This is a genomic window from Aquirufa beregesia (assembly GCF_011090385.1).
GTDB lineage: Bacteria > Bacteroidota > Bacteroidia > Cytophagales > Spirosomataceae > Aquirufa > Aquirufa beregesia.
This window is the reverse complement of record NZ_SEWW01000003.1, coordinates 116420-132246: the sequence shown is the minus strand read 5'-3', so window position 1 is coordinate 132246 and position 15827 is coordinate 116420. Positions and strand designations below refer to the sequence as shown.

Below are 15827 nucleotides of genomic sequence, written 5' to 3'. Positions count from 1 at the left end.
TTTTCCCTTAACGCTGTCAAGGTTTAAAACCTTGACAGCGTTGTTGAAATGCCAATAAAGCTACCTTTTTTTACTCAAAGTTTTCATCACATTTCTGATATTTTTTACCAGTTTTTAAAGATTGCCTGTTTGCCAAATTCATGACATTTGTTTCATTCATTCATTTCAAACATCACCAATCATGAAAAAAAATACAGAACCTATGGCTCCGGATCAGTTGTATCATGTTTTTAACCGTGGTATAAACCGCACTAAAATTTTCAAAGAATACAGGAACTACCGGTTTTTCCTTAGAAAATACCAAAAATACATTTGTCCGATTGCTGATACTTATGCCTATTGTTTATTAGGCAATCATTTTCATTTTCTGCTTAGAATTAAATCTGCCAACGAAATTTTTGAATTCAAAAAAATAAAAACCGAACAGAGAGAACATTTTGACCTTTCAAGGTTAATCGCAGCACAATTCGGTACGCTTTTTAATTGTTATGCACAGGCGTTTAATAAAACCAATGACCGAACTGGTGGTCTATTTGAAAACCCATTTAGGAGGATACTTGTTGAAGATGAAACATATTTCACTCAACTCGTCAAATACCTTCACTTAAACCCAGAAAATCACGGGATTATACACGATTTTCGATTGTATAAAAACTCATCCTATTATGACATTTCAACAATGAAAAAAAGCTTTGTTGATAAAAAATCAGTTTTGGATTATTTCGGCGGATTAGATGAATTTCGACAATTTCATACAACCGAATTAGATGAAAAAAACATTATCAGTTTACTGTTAGAATAAATTCAAAATCCATTCGTTTTCGCAACGCTGTCAAGGTTTCGAACCTTGCCAGCGTTAGGGAAAAATCAACCCAAATTCAACTCTTTCAATAAAAACCGGCCAGTATGACTTTGTTTCACTTTAGCCACTTCTTCAGGGGTACCTTCGGCTACTATTTGACCTCCAGCAAGCCCCCCTTCTGGCCCCAAATCAATCACATGGTCAGATACTTTGATGACATCCAAATTATGTTCAATGATCAAAACCGTATTGCCCCGATCCACCAATTTTTGAAGAACTTCCAACAATAATTTCACATCTTGAAAATGCAAACCCGTTGTTGGCTCATCCAACACATACAAGGTTTTCCCTGTGTCTTTTTTAGACAACTCCTCTGCCAATTTCACTCGCTGGGCCTCTCCACCAGATAAAGTAGTCGCATGCTGTCCTAAAGTAATATACCCTAAACCTACTTCCAATAAGGTCCGCACTTTACGATAAATCTTAGGTTGATGTTCAAAAAACTCCAAAGCCTGCTCCACGGTCATATCTAAAACATCCGAAATCGACTTCCCCTTGAAGCGAACTTCCAGGGTTTCTCGATTAAATCGTTTGCCTTTGCATGACTCGCATTCCACTAGAACATCTGGCAAAAACTCCATTTCTATTTTCTTCCTACCTGCTCCTTCACAACTTTCACATCTCCCCCCTTTGACATTAAAACTAAACCTTCCTGCTTTATAACCACGAATTTTAGATTCAGGTAATTCACAATACAAGGTTCGAATGTCACTATACATATTCGTATAGGTCGCAGGGTTTGAACGGGGTGTTCTACCAATGGGTGATTGATCTACTTCAATGACCTTATCAATCAATTCTAAACCCTCAATTCCTTTAAAATCCTTAGGATCCCTCTTTGTTCTGTCAAAATGCTGTTTCAACTTCAGCACTAAAGTATCGTGAATCAAGGTGGATTTACCCGAACCGGAAACGCCTGTCACGGAAATCATTTTACCCAAAGGAATATTGACCGTGACATTCTTTAAATTATTTCCAGAAGCTCCTATTAATTTAATCTCCTTATCTGTTCCTTTTCTGCGCTTCTTAGGTATTTCAATAGCTAGCTGTCCATTTAAATATTGTGCTGTAGGTGTTTGTAATTTCAAAAATTCCGCGGGCGTACCTTGCCCAACCACATGTCCTCCATGTCTTCCAGCTCCTGGCCCAATATCCAATAAATAGTCTGACTCCAACATCATGTCTTTGTCGTGTTCCACCACCAGCACACTATTTCCCAAATCCCTCAAATCCTTTAAGGCATGAATTAATTTTTCATTATCTCGCTGATGCAAACCAATGCTTGGCTCATCCATGATGTATAATACACCTACAAGTTGTGTTCCAATTTGTGTGGCCAAACGGATACGCTGAGCCTCTCCTCCTGACAAGCTTTTCATGGGCCTATCCAAAGTGAGATAATTCAATCCAATTTGGGTTAAGAACCCAATTCGTTTTTGAATCTCTTTTAACACCTCTACCCCAATCTGTTGCTGCCTATCAGAAAGACGTAAAAACAAACCTTCAAACCAACTTTCCAAAGCCAATATGTCCATTTGAGCTAACTCCCCAATGTGTTTATTATCTATTTTGAAACAAAGAGCCTCTTTTTTCAAACGGTAACCTTGACAATCTGGACACGTTTTTACTTCCAAAAAATCCTTTAACCAATCCTGTGTTTTCTCCGATCCACTTTCCTGCTGTCTTTTCAAAAAATGGATAATCCCATCGTATTTGGTCGTCCATTCTGTTCCCACGTATTTCTTGGATGGAACAGGTACGGGGTCATCTGTACCATACAGCATCATTTCGACGGCCTTTCTCGGAAATTTTGCAATAGGAGTAGACAAACCCACTTGATAGGGTTTCAATAACACTTCCAATTGTTTGAAAATCCACAAATCTCGGTATTCTCCAATAGGTGCAATGGCTCCTCGGATAATACTTAATTCCGGATCTGGAATAACAGATTCTTCGGTAATTTCCTCGATTTGGCCCAAACCATTGCAGGTTGGACATGCCCCATAAGGACTATTAAATGAAAAAGTATTAGGGGCAGGTTCATCATAAGATAAACCCGTCTTGGGATCCATTAAGGTTTGAGAAAAATAATGAAGCTTGACTTTTTCATCCAGAATAAATACCTGCCCCTTACCTAAGTTCATGGCCGTTTGTAAACTCTGCGATATCCTAAAACGGTCGTCCTCTTTCACTACCAATCGATCCACAACAATCTCAATATCATGGACTTTGAATCGATCAACTTGCATTTTTGGCTCCAATTCTACAATCTCACCATCCACCCGCACTTTGGTATAACCCCATTTAGCTATTTGTACAAATAACTCACGGTAATGCCCCTTTCGTCCTTTAACAACAGGCGCTAATAACTGTACTTTGCCTCCTTGAAATTGATGTAAAAGTGTACTGATTATCTGATCAACCGACTGCTTGACCATTTTTTCGCCAGAAAGGTAACTAAAGGCTTCGGAAGCACGAGCAAAAAGCAATCGCAAGAAATCGTAAATCTCGGTGGTGGTACCAACGGTGGACCTTGGATTTTTAGAAGTTGTTTTTTGTTCGATTGAAATAACCGGAGAAAGACCCTCAATCTTGTCCACGTCTGGTCGCTCCATATTACCTAAAAAGCTTCTGGCATAAGCCGAAAAACTTTCCATATAACGCCTTTGGCCTTCGGCATAAATCGTATCAAAAGCTAAGCTGGACTTTCCTGAACCAGAGATCCCAGTTATAACGACTAATTGATTTCTAGGAATTTGAACGTCGATGTTCTTTAAATTATGCTCACGAGCACCTAAAACTTCAATGTGAGAAAACCCTGTCAAATCTTTAGGTGGCTGCATATTTTGCTACAAATCAATCCACAAAGGTACAAAAAAAGAGGCTGCCCTGATAGGACAGCCTCAATAAAAATTTGAAGGATTATTTATTCAATAACTCATCAAATGTAATGCTAACATAATAGATACTACCTACTGTAGGATTACCCCATCCTGTGGTATAAGCTGTTCCTAATAAATTAGAAGCCCCTACTTTTACGATGGATTTAATACTTGCTAACTTCTTGCTAATCTGTGCATCTAAGGTGCTGAATGAAGGAATAACACTCTGTTGAGTTTGGTTAACTAACTGATTAACAAAACTAGACTGCCAAACATACTCATCTTGATATCTCCAAACAGTGCTGAAGCCCCATCCTGAACCACCAATATTACGATTAGCTAAGGAGATGTTGGTACGATAAGCTGGTGTGTTATAGGCCAATTGATAATTACTCAATCCACCATTATCATTTACTGTATTATAGGAAACATTTCCTCCTAAAGTCCAGTTAGAAGCCAATCTATAATCTAAACTCAAACCCCAGCCGCTTGTTTTTACTTGATTGTCTACGTTGGAAGGGAAAGAAAAGTAATTATACGAACCCACGATGGTTGTGGAAGGTTGCAACACCACTTGACCTGCTGAAAAATTGGTAAAGGTACTTTGGTAGTAATAGAAATCAGCTAATAAATTGCTTCCTAAATTCCCTTTGTATCCTACTTCGAAAGTACGAACCTGCTCTGGCTTCCATGCTTTAGCTGTATACACTTCTGGCTTTCCTGCTAATACCGATTGTAAGGTATACGAGTTGCCTGATAATTTATAACGATCTTGTACCACAGGTAATCCTCCCAATAATCTAGCAGAAGGAGTATTTAAATCAATGTATTGATCCTGCGTGGTTGGAATACGGAAACCTGTTTGATATGAGGCTCTGAAATTCGATTGGCCAACGGTATATACCCCTGATAATCTTGGGCTATACTGACCTTCAAAGTTTTCATTTTTATCATAACGCATGGAACCGGTCAACTTAAACTTGTCTTGGAACAATTTCTTCGCTAACTGTAAATATCCACCGTATTCATTGATGGAAAACTCTTGTCCATTATCCTGACGAGCAAATAAGGTGCCCTCTGAATTTAAGGCATATACTCGATAGTTTGCTCCTACCAACATTTCAAATTTATCATTCAACATCTCACTGAAGTTGTACATTCCTTCATAATGATACAAAGCTGATTTATCTAAGAAACGAGCACCTTGGGGAAGTGGTTTACCTTTAATAGCTTCTGTTGCTGCAGTAAACGCCGCTGTTCCAGGGATCAAACGACCCACATCAGCCGTAGCGCGTGCATTGCTATGATAGGTATTGAATGCCGCTTGTGTGGTAGCTATAGCATTTCCCACCGCTAAAGTAGGGTTTCCTGTTTGAGCTAAAGTTGTTCCCAATACGGTACCAAAATTCGTCAATGCTTGTGTTGCAAATACACCGAAATACTGTGGATACCAAGCCGTACTTGGTTTAGCAGCCTCATTCACTATTTGGCCTAAAGTACCTGTAGCATAAGCATCTCCTGAATTTTCTTGGGTGGTATAAGCACGTAAGAAGAAATTAGATCCTTTTAATTCTGCTTTGTATTGACCCATGCTAAAGTTTTTGATCGAGTAACGATCTGCTCCTGTGTATACCGTGGTACCTTGACCATATGAACCTTGTAAAATCAACTCCACTTTATCATTAAAACGATAATGTAAAGCAGCATTAAATTTCATGTTACGATTCGCATAGGAAGCCAAATCACGCTCAGCATAACCTTCACGTGAAATGTTCACATTAGGAACAATGTATCCCAAAATGGCCGCTGGAGTTAATAAACCTCCAGTTGCTTTGGAAATCTGATTGATACCTGCTGTCAATGGGTTGGTAGGATCTTTCAATAAAGGTGTCAAAGAACTCAACATGTTTACATTAGTCTCATCACCATAAATATTTACTCCATTATAAGCTAAGTTGGTAGAACGTCCACCTAAACCTAAAGTAGCACCATTCAATAAACTTTGATCACGGTAATCTGATGCTTGCCAATCTTCTGCACTTAAAGTATTAAAATTCAATTTGAAAGCTACCTTATTATTGAATGCTTTCGCATAACGGATAGAAATATCACTGTATGGAGTATTTTGAACCGTACGATTCGGTGCATCCATAAATCCTCCTTTGATTTGCGCACTTAATCCTTGATACAAAAATGGACTCTTCGAGTTCATTAACACGATACCATTCATGGCGTTAGGACCGTATAAAGCAGAAGATGCCCCTGGTAAAACTTCCACATTTTCTAAATCCAATTCTGAAATTCCGACAATATTACCCACAGAGAAGTTCAATCCTGGAGCCTGGTTATCCATACCGTCGATCATTTGAACCACACGTACGTTACCATTACTACCAAATCCTCTCATATTAATGGAAGAGAATGAAACCGATTGAGTCACCATTTCCACTCCTTTCAAATTACGAAGGGCATCGTAAAAAGAAGCAGAAGGCGTTTCTCTGATACTTCTTATGTCCATTTTCTCTACCGACACTGGAGATTTCATGACACTTTCTTCCACTCTACTAGCAGAAACAACCACGTCCTGACCTAATACAGATTGCTCTTTTAAATTTATTTTTAAATCTGTTTTATTTCCTGTAATACCAATTTCTTGTCTTTCATAACCTACCATAGAAACCATAATTGTAAATGGCACGGGGGTCGAAGTGCTCAATGAGAAATTTCCTTTAGCATCTGTAATCGTTCCAATGACTTTTCCTTTAACAGCGATACTCACACCAATTAAAGCCTCTTTGGAAGCGGCATCTGAAACTTGACCTCCCACTTTCGTTTGAGCAAGCACAGAAAAACTCATCAGAAACATAACTAAAATAGCGGGTAGGAATTTGGGTGATAGTCTTTTCATGTTGATAAATTTAGATAACAATTTAAATATGGCACTAGACCACAAACAAATCTAAGGAAGAAAATAGAATTGCGCACTCATTTTATTAAAAAATTACTAGTTTTTCAATAAATACTTAAATATTAACGTTTAAGTAATATTCCTTGATTTAGGCCAATTCAAAAGAACTTTAAATCCAATGAAATTCTTGTTAGCTTTGAATTGAAATTCCAAGATAACAGGGTAAAGTTCTTGATTTCTTAAAGGAATGAGCATGATGCTGCATCGAATTTTCAGGTCAATGAAAGATGTGAATTCGGAGAAGCATCCGTTCAAATGAATTGAACGTATTATAACGTATGAAAGACAATTACCTCATCATCATGGCTGGCGGAATAGGCACTCGCTTTTGGCCAATTAGCAGAAGTGCAAATCCAAAGCAATTTCACGATGTTTTAGGTGTTGGCAAGACCATGCTTCAACAAACAGCCGAACGTTTTCAAGGTATCATTCCCCCAGAAAATATTTACGTGGTGACCAGCGATGAGTTTGCTGGATTAGTCGAGGAGCAATTGCCTTTTTTAAGTAAGGAGCAAATTTTGAAGGAGCCACAACGTAAAAACACGGCCCCTTGTATTGCTTATGCCACCTATAAAATCTCTAAAAAGAATAAAAAAGCGAAGTTCATCGTGGCTCCGGCGGATCATGTCATTTTAAAAGAACACGTTTTTCAGGAGAATATTCGTACAGCTTTAGCCGTTGCCGAAGATGATGTTTTTGTGACTTTGGGGATTATACCTACTCGACCTGATACCGGCTATGGTTACATTCAATATGTTCCTAGTGAAAACAAAGCCCAAAAAGTAAAAACCTTTACCGAAAAACCGAATCTAGAATTAGCTCAAGCATTTTTAGAAAGCGGTGATTATGTTTGGAATGCTGGCATTTTTGTCTTCAAACTTCCTACTTTCAAAAAAGAATTAGAAAAGCATCAATCCCGAATGGCAGAGCAATTTGAAGAAGGATTACCCCATTATTATACGAAAGAAGAAGATTCCTTCATCAAAAAAGTCTACGGAGTTTGCAAAAACATCTCCATGGATGTAGGTATCATGGAAAAAGCTCAAGAAGTCAAAGTCATTCTTTCTGATATCGGTTGGTCAGATTTAGGCACTTGGCAGTCTTTGTATGAAATCAATGAAAAAGATGTGAATAATAACGTCATTGAAGGCAATGTCATCACCTATGAAACGCAAAATTGCATCATCAAAACACCATCAGAAAAATTAGTAGTCATCCAAGGTTTGAAAGGCTTTATTGTAGCTGAACATGGCAATGCCCTGATGATTTGTCCAAAAGACCAAGAACAAGAGGTAAAGAAATTTGTGGAAGAAGCGACCTCCTTAGATCCCAAATTTAGTTAGTATTCGCTAACTCAATCAAATCCTGAAAATTTCGTAAGACTTGAATCTTTTTAGGTATCTCATGGCCTAAAGCCAATAATTGGTATCCCGTTAATAAAAATTTCGCATTCGGAATTCTTTCTATTAACTGTTCTAAATAATCCGATATTTCATCGGGATTAGGTTGAGAGGTAAAGACACTTAAAACATAATCTGGTTGATGAATCTCATATGCACGAACTAATTCTTCAAAAGGCAATGATTGTCCTAAATAGATGACTTGATGTTTCCTCGAACGCAATAAATAATTCGCAAAAAGCAATCCTATTTCATGTAACTCTCCTTCTGGTAAATACAACAGGAACTTCTTGGCATTGGGCTTATGACTTAAATCTTGCTGATCTATAGCTGCTATTACCTTTTGACGGATCAAATGGCTGATAAAATGTTCTTGAGCAGGACCTACCGAGCCTGATAACCACAAGGTTCCCAAGCGCAACATGAATGGATGAATGATTTGAATCAAATAATCTTCAAATCCATGTTTTTGTACAATATTTTTTGTCAATTGCTGAAACATCGCCTCATTTAATTCCAACATAGAAATCGTTAAGGCTTGAATCTGGTCAGGAAAATGCAGGGTTCCCTCGGATAAACGAAGTAAATTAGCTGACCGCTCACTATCGCTCATTTTTGCAATTTCAGAAATCTTAAAATCTCCTCTACTTTGTAAAATGGCAATATTTAAGACCAACTTCAATTCCTTATCACCATACGTCCGGATATTGGTATCTGTCCTTTCAGGGTTTAGTATACCATATCTTTGCTCCCAAATACGTAAGGTATGAGCTTTTATGCCACTAAGATGTTCTAAATCTTTAATTGAATAAACACTCATAAAGTAATATCTATTTTAGGGCTAACCTGATAAGACTCCCAATTGTTTTCATGCTTGGAATTAAGCTTGTAAAAAAATCCAATGACCCAAGAAAAACATGAATTGTAAAAGAAGTACCCACCGAAATAAAGAGGATTTGCTAGTAAACTCTCCCGATTGGAATACCCAATGAAAAAAGAAACTCACGAGCCACCAGGCCCCAAAGTTTTGGATAGGCACTTGTCCACCTGACCATTGCCAAAAATCAAAATGAATAGCCACAGGTTCAATCAATAAATCCAAAGAAGTCATCAATCCCGCTCCTAAAGCCGCTCTTCCTATCTTCCCTCCCACATTCCATTCTTCTACCACGGCACTGGAACCCAATAATAAGATAAGCCAATTAATCCCAATGGTGATAGGGACGTCTAAAACCTTAAAGCCCAAGGTTTCTCCATAATGATATACCCCAAAAATCTTTCCTGTTCTGACACCCACCACTTCTAAAAACCATGCTGCTACGACGATTCCGCCTAAGGTTAAGTAGGCGGACATACTTGGCTTAGGGAAATAAAACAAACAGATAAAACCGGTAAACCACAACGTCAAAGGAACCAGAGAAACAAATAATTCCTGAGTGGCAGGCAAGTTCATGCCAACTAAACCAACTGCGTATAAAACAATGAGAAATCTTTTTAAATATACTCCTGACATATTTACTATTCCAAGTTAAAAACTAAACCCATTCATCTGGCCTTTCTAATACATAACCATCTTCCTTGTGCACATGCAAAGGAAATTGATTTTCTACTAATTTCTTTCTTCCTATCATTTGAAATGCTCTCGCCACAGCCACAATAGATTCATTCCTCCTTAATGGAGGGAAAAATACCACGACCGACTTATCCAAAAAATGTTCATTCACACGTTGTATACAAGGGACAAAATCGCTATCTCCTGAAACCACAATGGCTATATCGTATTGATCCTGAAAAGCATCCATCAGCAAATGAGTAGCCAAATTGACATCCGTCATTTTTTCATTAGGGATAATCCAGCTATTTCCGCACTTTCTACAATCCGTGAATTTGGCTTGATATGACCCATAAATCAAATTGACTCCTGTGGATTCTAATGCTTCCAAATACGTAGTTTGACGTTTTTGCTTCGGAGGATTATGGGTAATCCGACTTGTAAAGTATTTAATCTCAACTAGTTCTTGATTAGAGCGTAAAAAACTGCGAATAAGCTTATCCACATTCAACCATTTACAATTTCTAAAACCTGCATCTATCATCCCAAAATATAAATTGGAACCATCGATGTAAGCCTTAACCCGATATTTTTTATCCTTCATGAACTTATTTCTCCAATGAATTGTATCTTTGTACAAGAACTTCTCCAAAGATAGCATCTTTGGAATGATGCCCCACTCAGGTGGGGCATTTACTTTTTCTAGCCTATCCTGCTTCATGGATAAATAAAGGAAATAATTGATTAATATCGTTGAATGAATCATATAACGATGAAACGCAATTTATCCTTTTCCCTCCTTTTTTCTCTGCTACTTTCCTGGAGCAGTTGGGCTCAAGTGGCTAGAACGGCTGAACAAGATAGTATGTTAGCCGATCGAAATAGAAAAACTCAGGCTGATTACGAGCAAATGTTGCAGCAACTAAACATCCAAAGCATCCGACCGGGTGTCAATGGAAGTAACCCCAAAGCACCTAATGCCGCTAATTATGATGAATCAAAAGCCACCATTTTCCCTACTATACCGGCGGTACTACAGTTAAAAAATGGCCGTATGGTGGATTCCAAAAGAAGCTGGAACTACCACCGTAAACCGGAGGTTGTAGAGGATTTTGAAAGGGAAATTTATGGCCGTATCCCCGATAATATTCCGCCTATTTCCTGGAAAATTATCTCAACAGAAAATAAAACCATGGCCGGTTTTCCGGTTGAAGTCCAAAAATTGATTGGGACTGTCGACAATAAACGATTCCCTTCCGTATCCGTCCAAATGGAAGTGACCATTGGATTTAGAAAAGACATCAAAAAGGCCATGCCCGCTATGATGGAATTGGCATGGTTTTTTCCTCCAGGAATGAATCGACCTCCTGCACCAGCTAATGAAATACTCTGGACAGAACAAGTGATAGCCAAAGGCTGGGCCTTTATTCAATTAAACCCAACGAGCGTCCAAGCTGATCATGGGGCTGGTTTGAAATCAGGAATCATTGGATTGATGAATCGGGGAGAATACAGAAAAGCGGACGACTGGGGTTCTTTAAGAGCTTGGGCTTGGGGAGCTAGTAAGGTATTGGACTATTTGGAAACATTGCCACAAATCAAATATACACAAGTAGGAATTACAGGACATTCACGCTACGGAAAAGCGGCTGCCGTGGCCATGGCATTTGATACACGCTTTGCGATTGGCTATATCTGTTCCTCTGGAGCGGGCGGACTGAAATTATACCGAAGAAATTATGGGGAATTAATTGAGAACGTGGCTGCTAAAAATGAATACCATTGGATGGCTGGAAATTTTCTAAAATATGCGGGGCCATTGCAATGGAACGACTTACCCATTGATGCTCATGAATTAATTGCCCTCTGCGCACCAAGACCCATGTATATTGGTGTGGGAGGAAATGGCGACAGTTGGGCTGATCCTTATGGTATGTATGTAGCAGGCAAAGAAGCCAGTTCTGTGTATGAATTACTCGGCAAAAAAGGCTTGGTTTCAGACAGTGCGCCACTCATCAATGAAGCTAAAACTCAAGGCAATATCGCATTCCGAATGCATGACAAGGGCCATGTGACGGGCCCAAATTGGCCGAACTTCTTAGAGTTTGCTTCGAGATACCTTAAATAATGGTAAATGATGAATTGCAAATTGTGAATGCCTGAATGGGGTTAACTAATTTGTCCATTTCTACATTCTTCATTTCTAGGTTAATCCCAACGAAAGATTGGAACGGAGCTTGAGCGAAGCGGCAGGCGGATATTTTGACCCTGAGCATAGGCCATGAGCATAAGCGTCAAAGATTAAAGCCGTAAGCGGAGTGACAATCGGTTCCGCAGAGCGGAATTCGTCTTGGATTAACCGTACTCCTTCCGTTTTTTTTGTTTCTTTTTTATAAAAAAAGAAATACCATGAAAAGTATTATTCCAACAATGTTACTGATAAAAGGAAACAAAATAAGCCAAACCTTTATTGTTTCATCATTTCACTAGGATTTTCTTTCTTAAGAAAATTCGACATTCTTCATTTCTAGGTTAATCCCACGAAAGATTGGAACGAAGCTTGAGCGAAGCGGCAGGCGGATATTTGACCCTGAGCATAGGCCATGTGTGATGGCGTCAAAGATTAAAGCCGTAAGCGAAGTGACAATCGGTTCCGCAAAGCGGAATTCGTCTTGGATTAACCGTATTCCTTCCGTTTTTTTTGTTTCTTTTTTTATAAAAAAAGAAATACCATGAAAAGTACTATTCCAACAATGTTACTGATAAAAGGAAACAAAATAAGCCAAACCTTTATTGTTTCATCATTTCACTAGGATTTTCTTTTTTTGAAAAAAAAGAAACAAAAAAACTTCTTTTTTTGTCGTCCAGCAAAGGCGAATTCCGCTTCGCGGAACCGTGATTCTCTCCGCTATCGCCTATATTTTTGACGCCAACGCACATCGACCCATGCTGAGGTCAAAACCTCGTCTACCGCTGCGTTCATCACATTTCGCTGGAGCTGGACGACGGGGTTCTCTTTCTTAAGAAGATTCGACATTCTTCATTTCTAGGTTAATCCCACGAAAGATTGGAACGGAGCTTGAGCGAAGCGGCAGGCGGATATTTGACCCTGAGCATAGGCCATGTGTGATGGCGTCAAAGATTAAAGCCGTAAGCAAAGTGACAATCGGTTCCGCAAAGCGGAATTCGTCTTGGATTAACCGTATTTCTTCTGTTTTTTTTGTTTCTTTTTTATAAAAAAAGAAATACCATGAAAAGTATTATTCCAACAATGTTATTGATAAAAGGAAACAAAATAAGCCAAACCTTTATTGTTTCATCATTTCACTAGGATTTTCTTTTTTGAAAAAAAAGAAACAAAAAAACTTCTTTTTTTGTCGTCCAGCAAAGGCGAATTCCGCTTTGCGGAACCGTAATTCTCTCCGCTATCGCCTATATTTTTGACGCCGACGCACATCGCCTATGCTGAGGTCAAAACCCCGTCTACCGCTGCGCTCATCACCTTTCGCTGGAGCTGGACGACGGGGTTCTCTTTCTTAAGAAAATTCGACATTCTACATTTCTAGGTTAATCCCAACGAAAGATTGGAACGGAGCTTGAGCGAAACGGCAGGCGGATATTTGACCCTGAGCATAGGCCATGTGTAATGGCGTCAAAGATTGAAGCCATAAGAAAATTGTAAATTATAAATGATGAATTATAAATTATGGATAGGAAAGGGCTATAAACAAAAAAAGTCCCAGTAAGAATACTGAGACTTTTTGGGCGGATGATGGGATTCGAACCCACTACCCCTGGTACCACAAACCAGTGCTCTAACCGAGTGAGCTACAACCGCCATTTAGGATTGCAAAAATACACAAATCAAGGTACATCGCAAATCTGAATCGAAAAAAAAAGGGGATAAAACCGAAATTTTATCCCCTTTTTTTTATTTCTGTGCCGCTAAATATCTTTTTTCAGCTGCATTCCAATCGATTACATTCCAAAATGCATCCACGTAATCTGGGCGCTTATTTTGAAATTTCAAATAGTAAGCATGTTCCCACACGTCTAAACCAATCACAGGAAAACCTTTGACATCAGCAACGTCCATTAATGGATTATCTTGATTAGGAGTAGAAGAAACTGCAATAGATCCATCTTTTTGAGCTACTAACCAAGCCCAACCTGAGCCAAAACGCGTAATACCAGCTTTTTTAAATTCTTCTTTAAAAGCATCAAATGAGCCGAATTTAGTCTCAATCGCTTTTGCTAAAGTACCTACTGGAGCTCCACCACCGTTAGGTGATAAAATATTCCAGAACAAATCGTGGTTATAATGTCCACCGCCATTATTACGAATAGCTGGGCTTAAGCTAGAAATATGACTGAATAATTCTTCCAAAGATTTCCCTTCAGACGGACTGCCAGCAAGGGCTGCATTCAAATTGGTCACATAAGCATTGTGGTGACGGTCATGGTGAATTTCCATGGTTAATGCATCAAAATGCGGTTCTAAAGCATTGTTTGCATAAGGTAGGGGTGCTAGTTCAAAAGCCATAATATAGGTTTTAATAGTATGTAAATTTTATCTTAAATATATTCTTCACTAAAGATGCGTAGGTCCTTAACAAGTAAACCTCGGTTTCGGTTCACCTGCGCATAGAAAAAAACTCTTTCAACAAGGATTCCGATTCCTCGGCTCTAACTCCTCCTCGTATTTCTGTTTTAGGGTGCAAAACAGACTGCCCTACTCGTTCAAAACCTCGCTTTTCTTCTTTTGCTCCATAGACCAGTCTTCCAAGTTGCGACCAATACAGCGCACCAGCACACATCAAACAAGGCTCTAAAGTCACATACATGGTGCAATCTTTCAAATATTTTGCACCAATCGTTTGTGCGGCTGAGGTTATCGCAATCATTTCGGCATGGGCCGTCACATCCGTTAATACTTCCGTTTGATTATACGCCTTGGCCACAATTCTTCCTTGGCATACCACTACAGCACCTACTGGAATCTCTTCCTCATCCAGCGCTTTTTGAGCTTGCATGAGCGCCAAGCCCATATAATATTCATCTTCCTGACTCATCATTAGGAGGGCATTTGAATCACTCGATTTCTCAAGTAAAAATCCAAAATCACGATAGCAGCCATGGCTTCAACTATGGGTACTGCTCTAGGAACCACACAAGGATCATGGCGACCTTTCCCGGAAACGGTAATCTTGTCGCCCTTCTCATTGATACTATCTTGGTCTTGCATAATGGTGGCTACAGGCTTAAATCCAACTCGGAAATAAATAGGTTCTCCATTGGAAATACCTCCCTGAATTCCTCCAGAATGATTCGTTAAGGTGCGCACCCTTCCATCTGCTTCTTTCACGATAACATCATTGTGTTCCGAACCTTTCTTTTCTACGCCATCAAAACCACTTCCATATTCAAAACCTTTTACGGCATTGATACTCAACATCGCTTTACCTAATTCAGCATGTAATTTATCAAATACGGGTTCGCCTAAACCCACCGGACAGCCCGTGATGTACGCTGAAACGACACCGCCAACCGAGTCTCCCTGTTTACGTATCTCATCAATGTAATGAAACATTTGGTCAGCCATAACAGGATCTGGGCAACGAACAGCATTAGTTTCTGTAACACTCAAATCCAATTGTTCCACCGGTGTACTTAGTTTTAAGGTTCCTACTTGAGAAACATAAGCCGTAATTTTTACCCCTAATTGTGATAGAACCAATTTTGCCAAGGCCCCAGCAGCCACACGTGCCACTGTTTCTCTGGCAGAACTACGTCCACCTCCGCGATAATCCCTTAAACCATATTTGGCAAAATAGGTATAGTCAGCATGGGAAGGTCTAAACTGATCCGCAATGTGTGAATAATCTTTGGAACGCTGGTCGCCATTCCAAACTAACATGGCGATGGGCGTACCCGTAGTCTTACCTTCAAATACCCCAGAAACCACTTCAATGCTATCCGCCTCTTTTCTTTGAGTGGTAATTCTGGATTGCCCAGGCTTTCTTCTATCCAATTCAGCCTGTATGAAAGCTAAATCAAATGAAATTCCAGCAGGACAACCTTGAACCACGACACCGACTGCCGCTCCGTGTGATTCCCCAAAAGTACTAATCTGAAATATTTTCCCGTAAATACTCCCCATATC

At 39.2% G+C, this 15827-nt stretch carries 11 protein-coding genes and 1 tRNA gene; 3 read left to right on the top strand and 9 right to left on the bottom strand.

Annotated elements, in window-relative coordinates:
* Positions 1-181 precede the first annotated feature (181 nt).
* Positions 182-802 (top strand): hypothetical protein, encoded by a 621-nt coding sequence (locus EWU23_RS06595; RefSeq protein ID WP_166230049.1) that lies wholly within the window; start codon positions 182-184, stop codon positions 800-802.
* A 65-nt stretch (positions 803-867) separates the two neighbouring features.
* Here the strand turns inward: EWU23_RS06595 and uvrA are convergent, their stop codons facing one another.
* Together uvrA and EWU23_RS06585 are read right to left on the bottom strand one after the other, a co-directional pair.
* Entirely contained in the window at positions 868-3705 is a 2838-nt protein-coding gene (gene uvrA, locus EWU23_RS06590) for an excinuclease ABC subunit UvrA (protein WP_166230046.1), read from the bottom strand.
* A 79-nt stretch (positions 3706-3784) separates the two neighbouring features.
* On the bottom strand, positions 3785-6652 hold the full coding sequence (locus EWU23_RS06585) for a TonB-dependent receptor (protein ID WP_166230044.1): 2868 nt from the start codon (positions 6650-6652) through the stop codon (positions 3785-3787).
* Positions 6653-6990: 338 nt separating this feature from the next.
* Here EWU23_RS06585 and EWU23_RS06580 point away from each other — a divergent pair, with 338 nt between their 5' ends.
* Positions 6991-8055 (top strand): mannose-1-phosphate guanylyltransferase, encoded by a 1065-nt coding sequence (locus EWU23_RS06580; protein WP_166230042.1) that lies wholly within the window; start codon positions 6991-6993, stop codon positions 8053-8055.
* On the opposite strand, the gene EWU23_RS06575 is transcribed toward EWU23_RS06580, so the two are convergent.
* The 3 genes from EWU23_RS06575 to EWU23_RS06565 are packed head-to-tail and all read right to left on the bottom strand — an operon-like array spanning position 8048 to position 10385.
* Positions 8048-8932: a MerR family transcriptional regulator gene (locus EWU23_RS06575; protein ID WP_166230040.1), complete on the bottom strand. Its 885-nt coding sequence runs from the start codon at positions 8930-8932 to the stop codon at positions 8048-8050. The two genes, EWU23_RS06580 and EWU23_RS06575, sit on opposite strands and share 8 nt — an antisense overlap.
* Positions 8933-8992: 60 nt before the next feature.
* Complete coding sequence (locus EWU23_RS06570) at positions 8993-9625, bottom strand: carotenoid biosynthesis protein (protein ID WP_166230038.1); 633 nt, start codon at positions 9623-9625, stop codon at positions 8993-8995.
* Positions 9626-9647: 22 nt separating this feature from the next.
* Positions 9648-10385 carry an NYN domain-containing protein gene (locus EWU23_RS06565; RefSeq protein WP_166230036.1) on the bottom strand — a complete coding sequence of 246 codons (738 nt, stop codon included), beginning with the start codon at positions 10383-10385 and terminating at the stop codon, positions 9648-9650.
* Between the two features lie 51 nt (positions 10386-10436).
* On the opposite strand from EWU23_RS06565, the gene EWU23_RS06560 reads away from it, so the two are divergent.
* Positions 10437-11792: an alpha/beta hydrolase family protein gene (locus EWU23_RS06560; RefSeq protein WP_166230034.1), complete on the top strand. Its 1356-nt coding sequence runs from the start codon at positions 10437-10439 to the stop codon at positions 11790-11792.
* 1636 nt (positions 11793-13428) lie between these two features.
* On the opposite strand, the gene EWU23_RS06555 is transcribed toward EWU23_RS06560, so the two are convergent.
* The 4 genes from EWU23_RS06555 to aroC all read right to left on the bottom strand — a co-directional run bounded on the left by EWU23_RS06555 (position 13429) and on the right by aroC (position 15824).
* Positions 13429-13502, bottom strand: a tRNA-His gene (locus tag EWU23_RS06555).
* A 93-nt stretch (positions 13503-13595) separates the two neighbouring features.
* Complete coding sequence (locus EWU23_RS06550; RefSeq protein ID WP_166230032.1) at positions 13596-14207, bottom strand: superoxide dismutase; 612 nt, start codon at positions 14205-14207, stop codon at positions 13596-13598.
* Between the two features lie 91 nt (positions 14208-14298).
* Positions 14299-14739 (bottom strand): nucleoside deaminase, encoded by a 441-nt coding sequence (locus EWU23_RS06545; protein WP_235942166.1) that lies wholly within the window; start codon positions 14737-14739, stop codon positions 14299-14301.
* Positions 14739-15824, bottom strand: coding sequence for a chorismate synthase (gene aroC, locus EWU23_RS06540; protein ID WP_166230030.1), 1086 nt, complete (start codon positions 15822-15824; stop codon positions 14739-14741). The genes EWU23_RS06545 and aroC overlap by 1 nt, the downstream gene beginning before the upstream one ends.
* Positions 15825-15827: the final 3 nt, after the last annotated feature.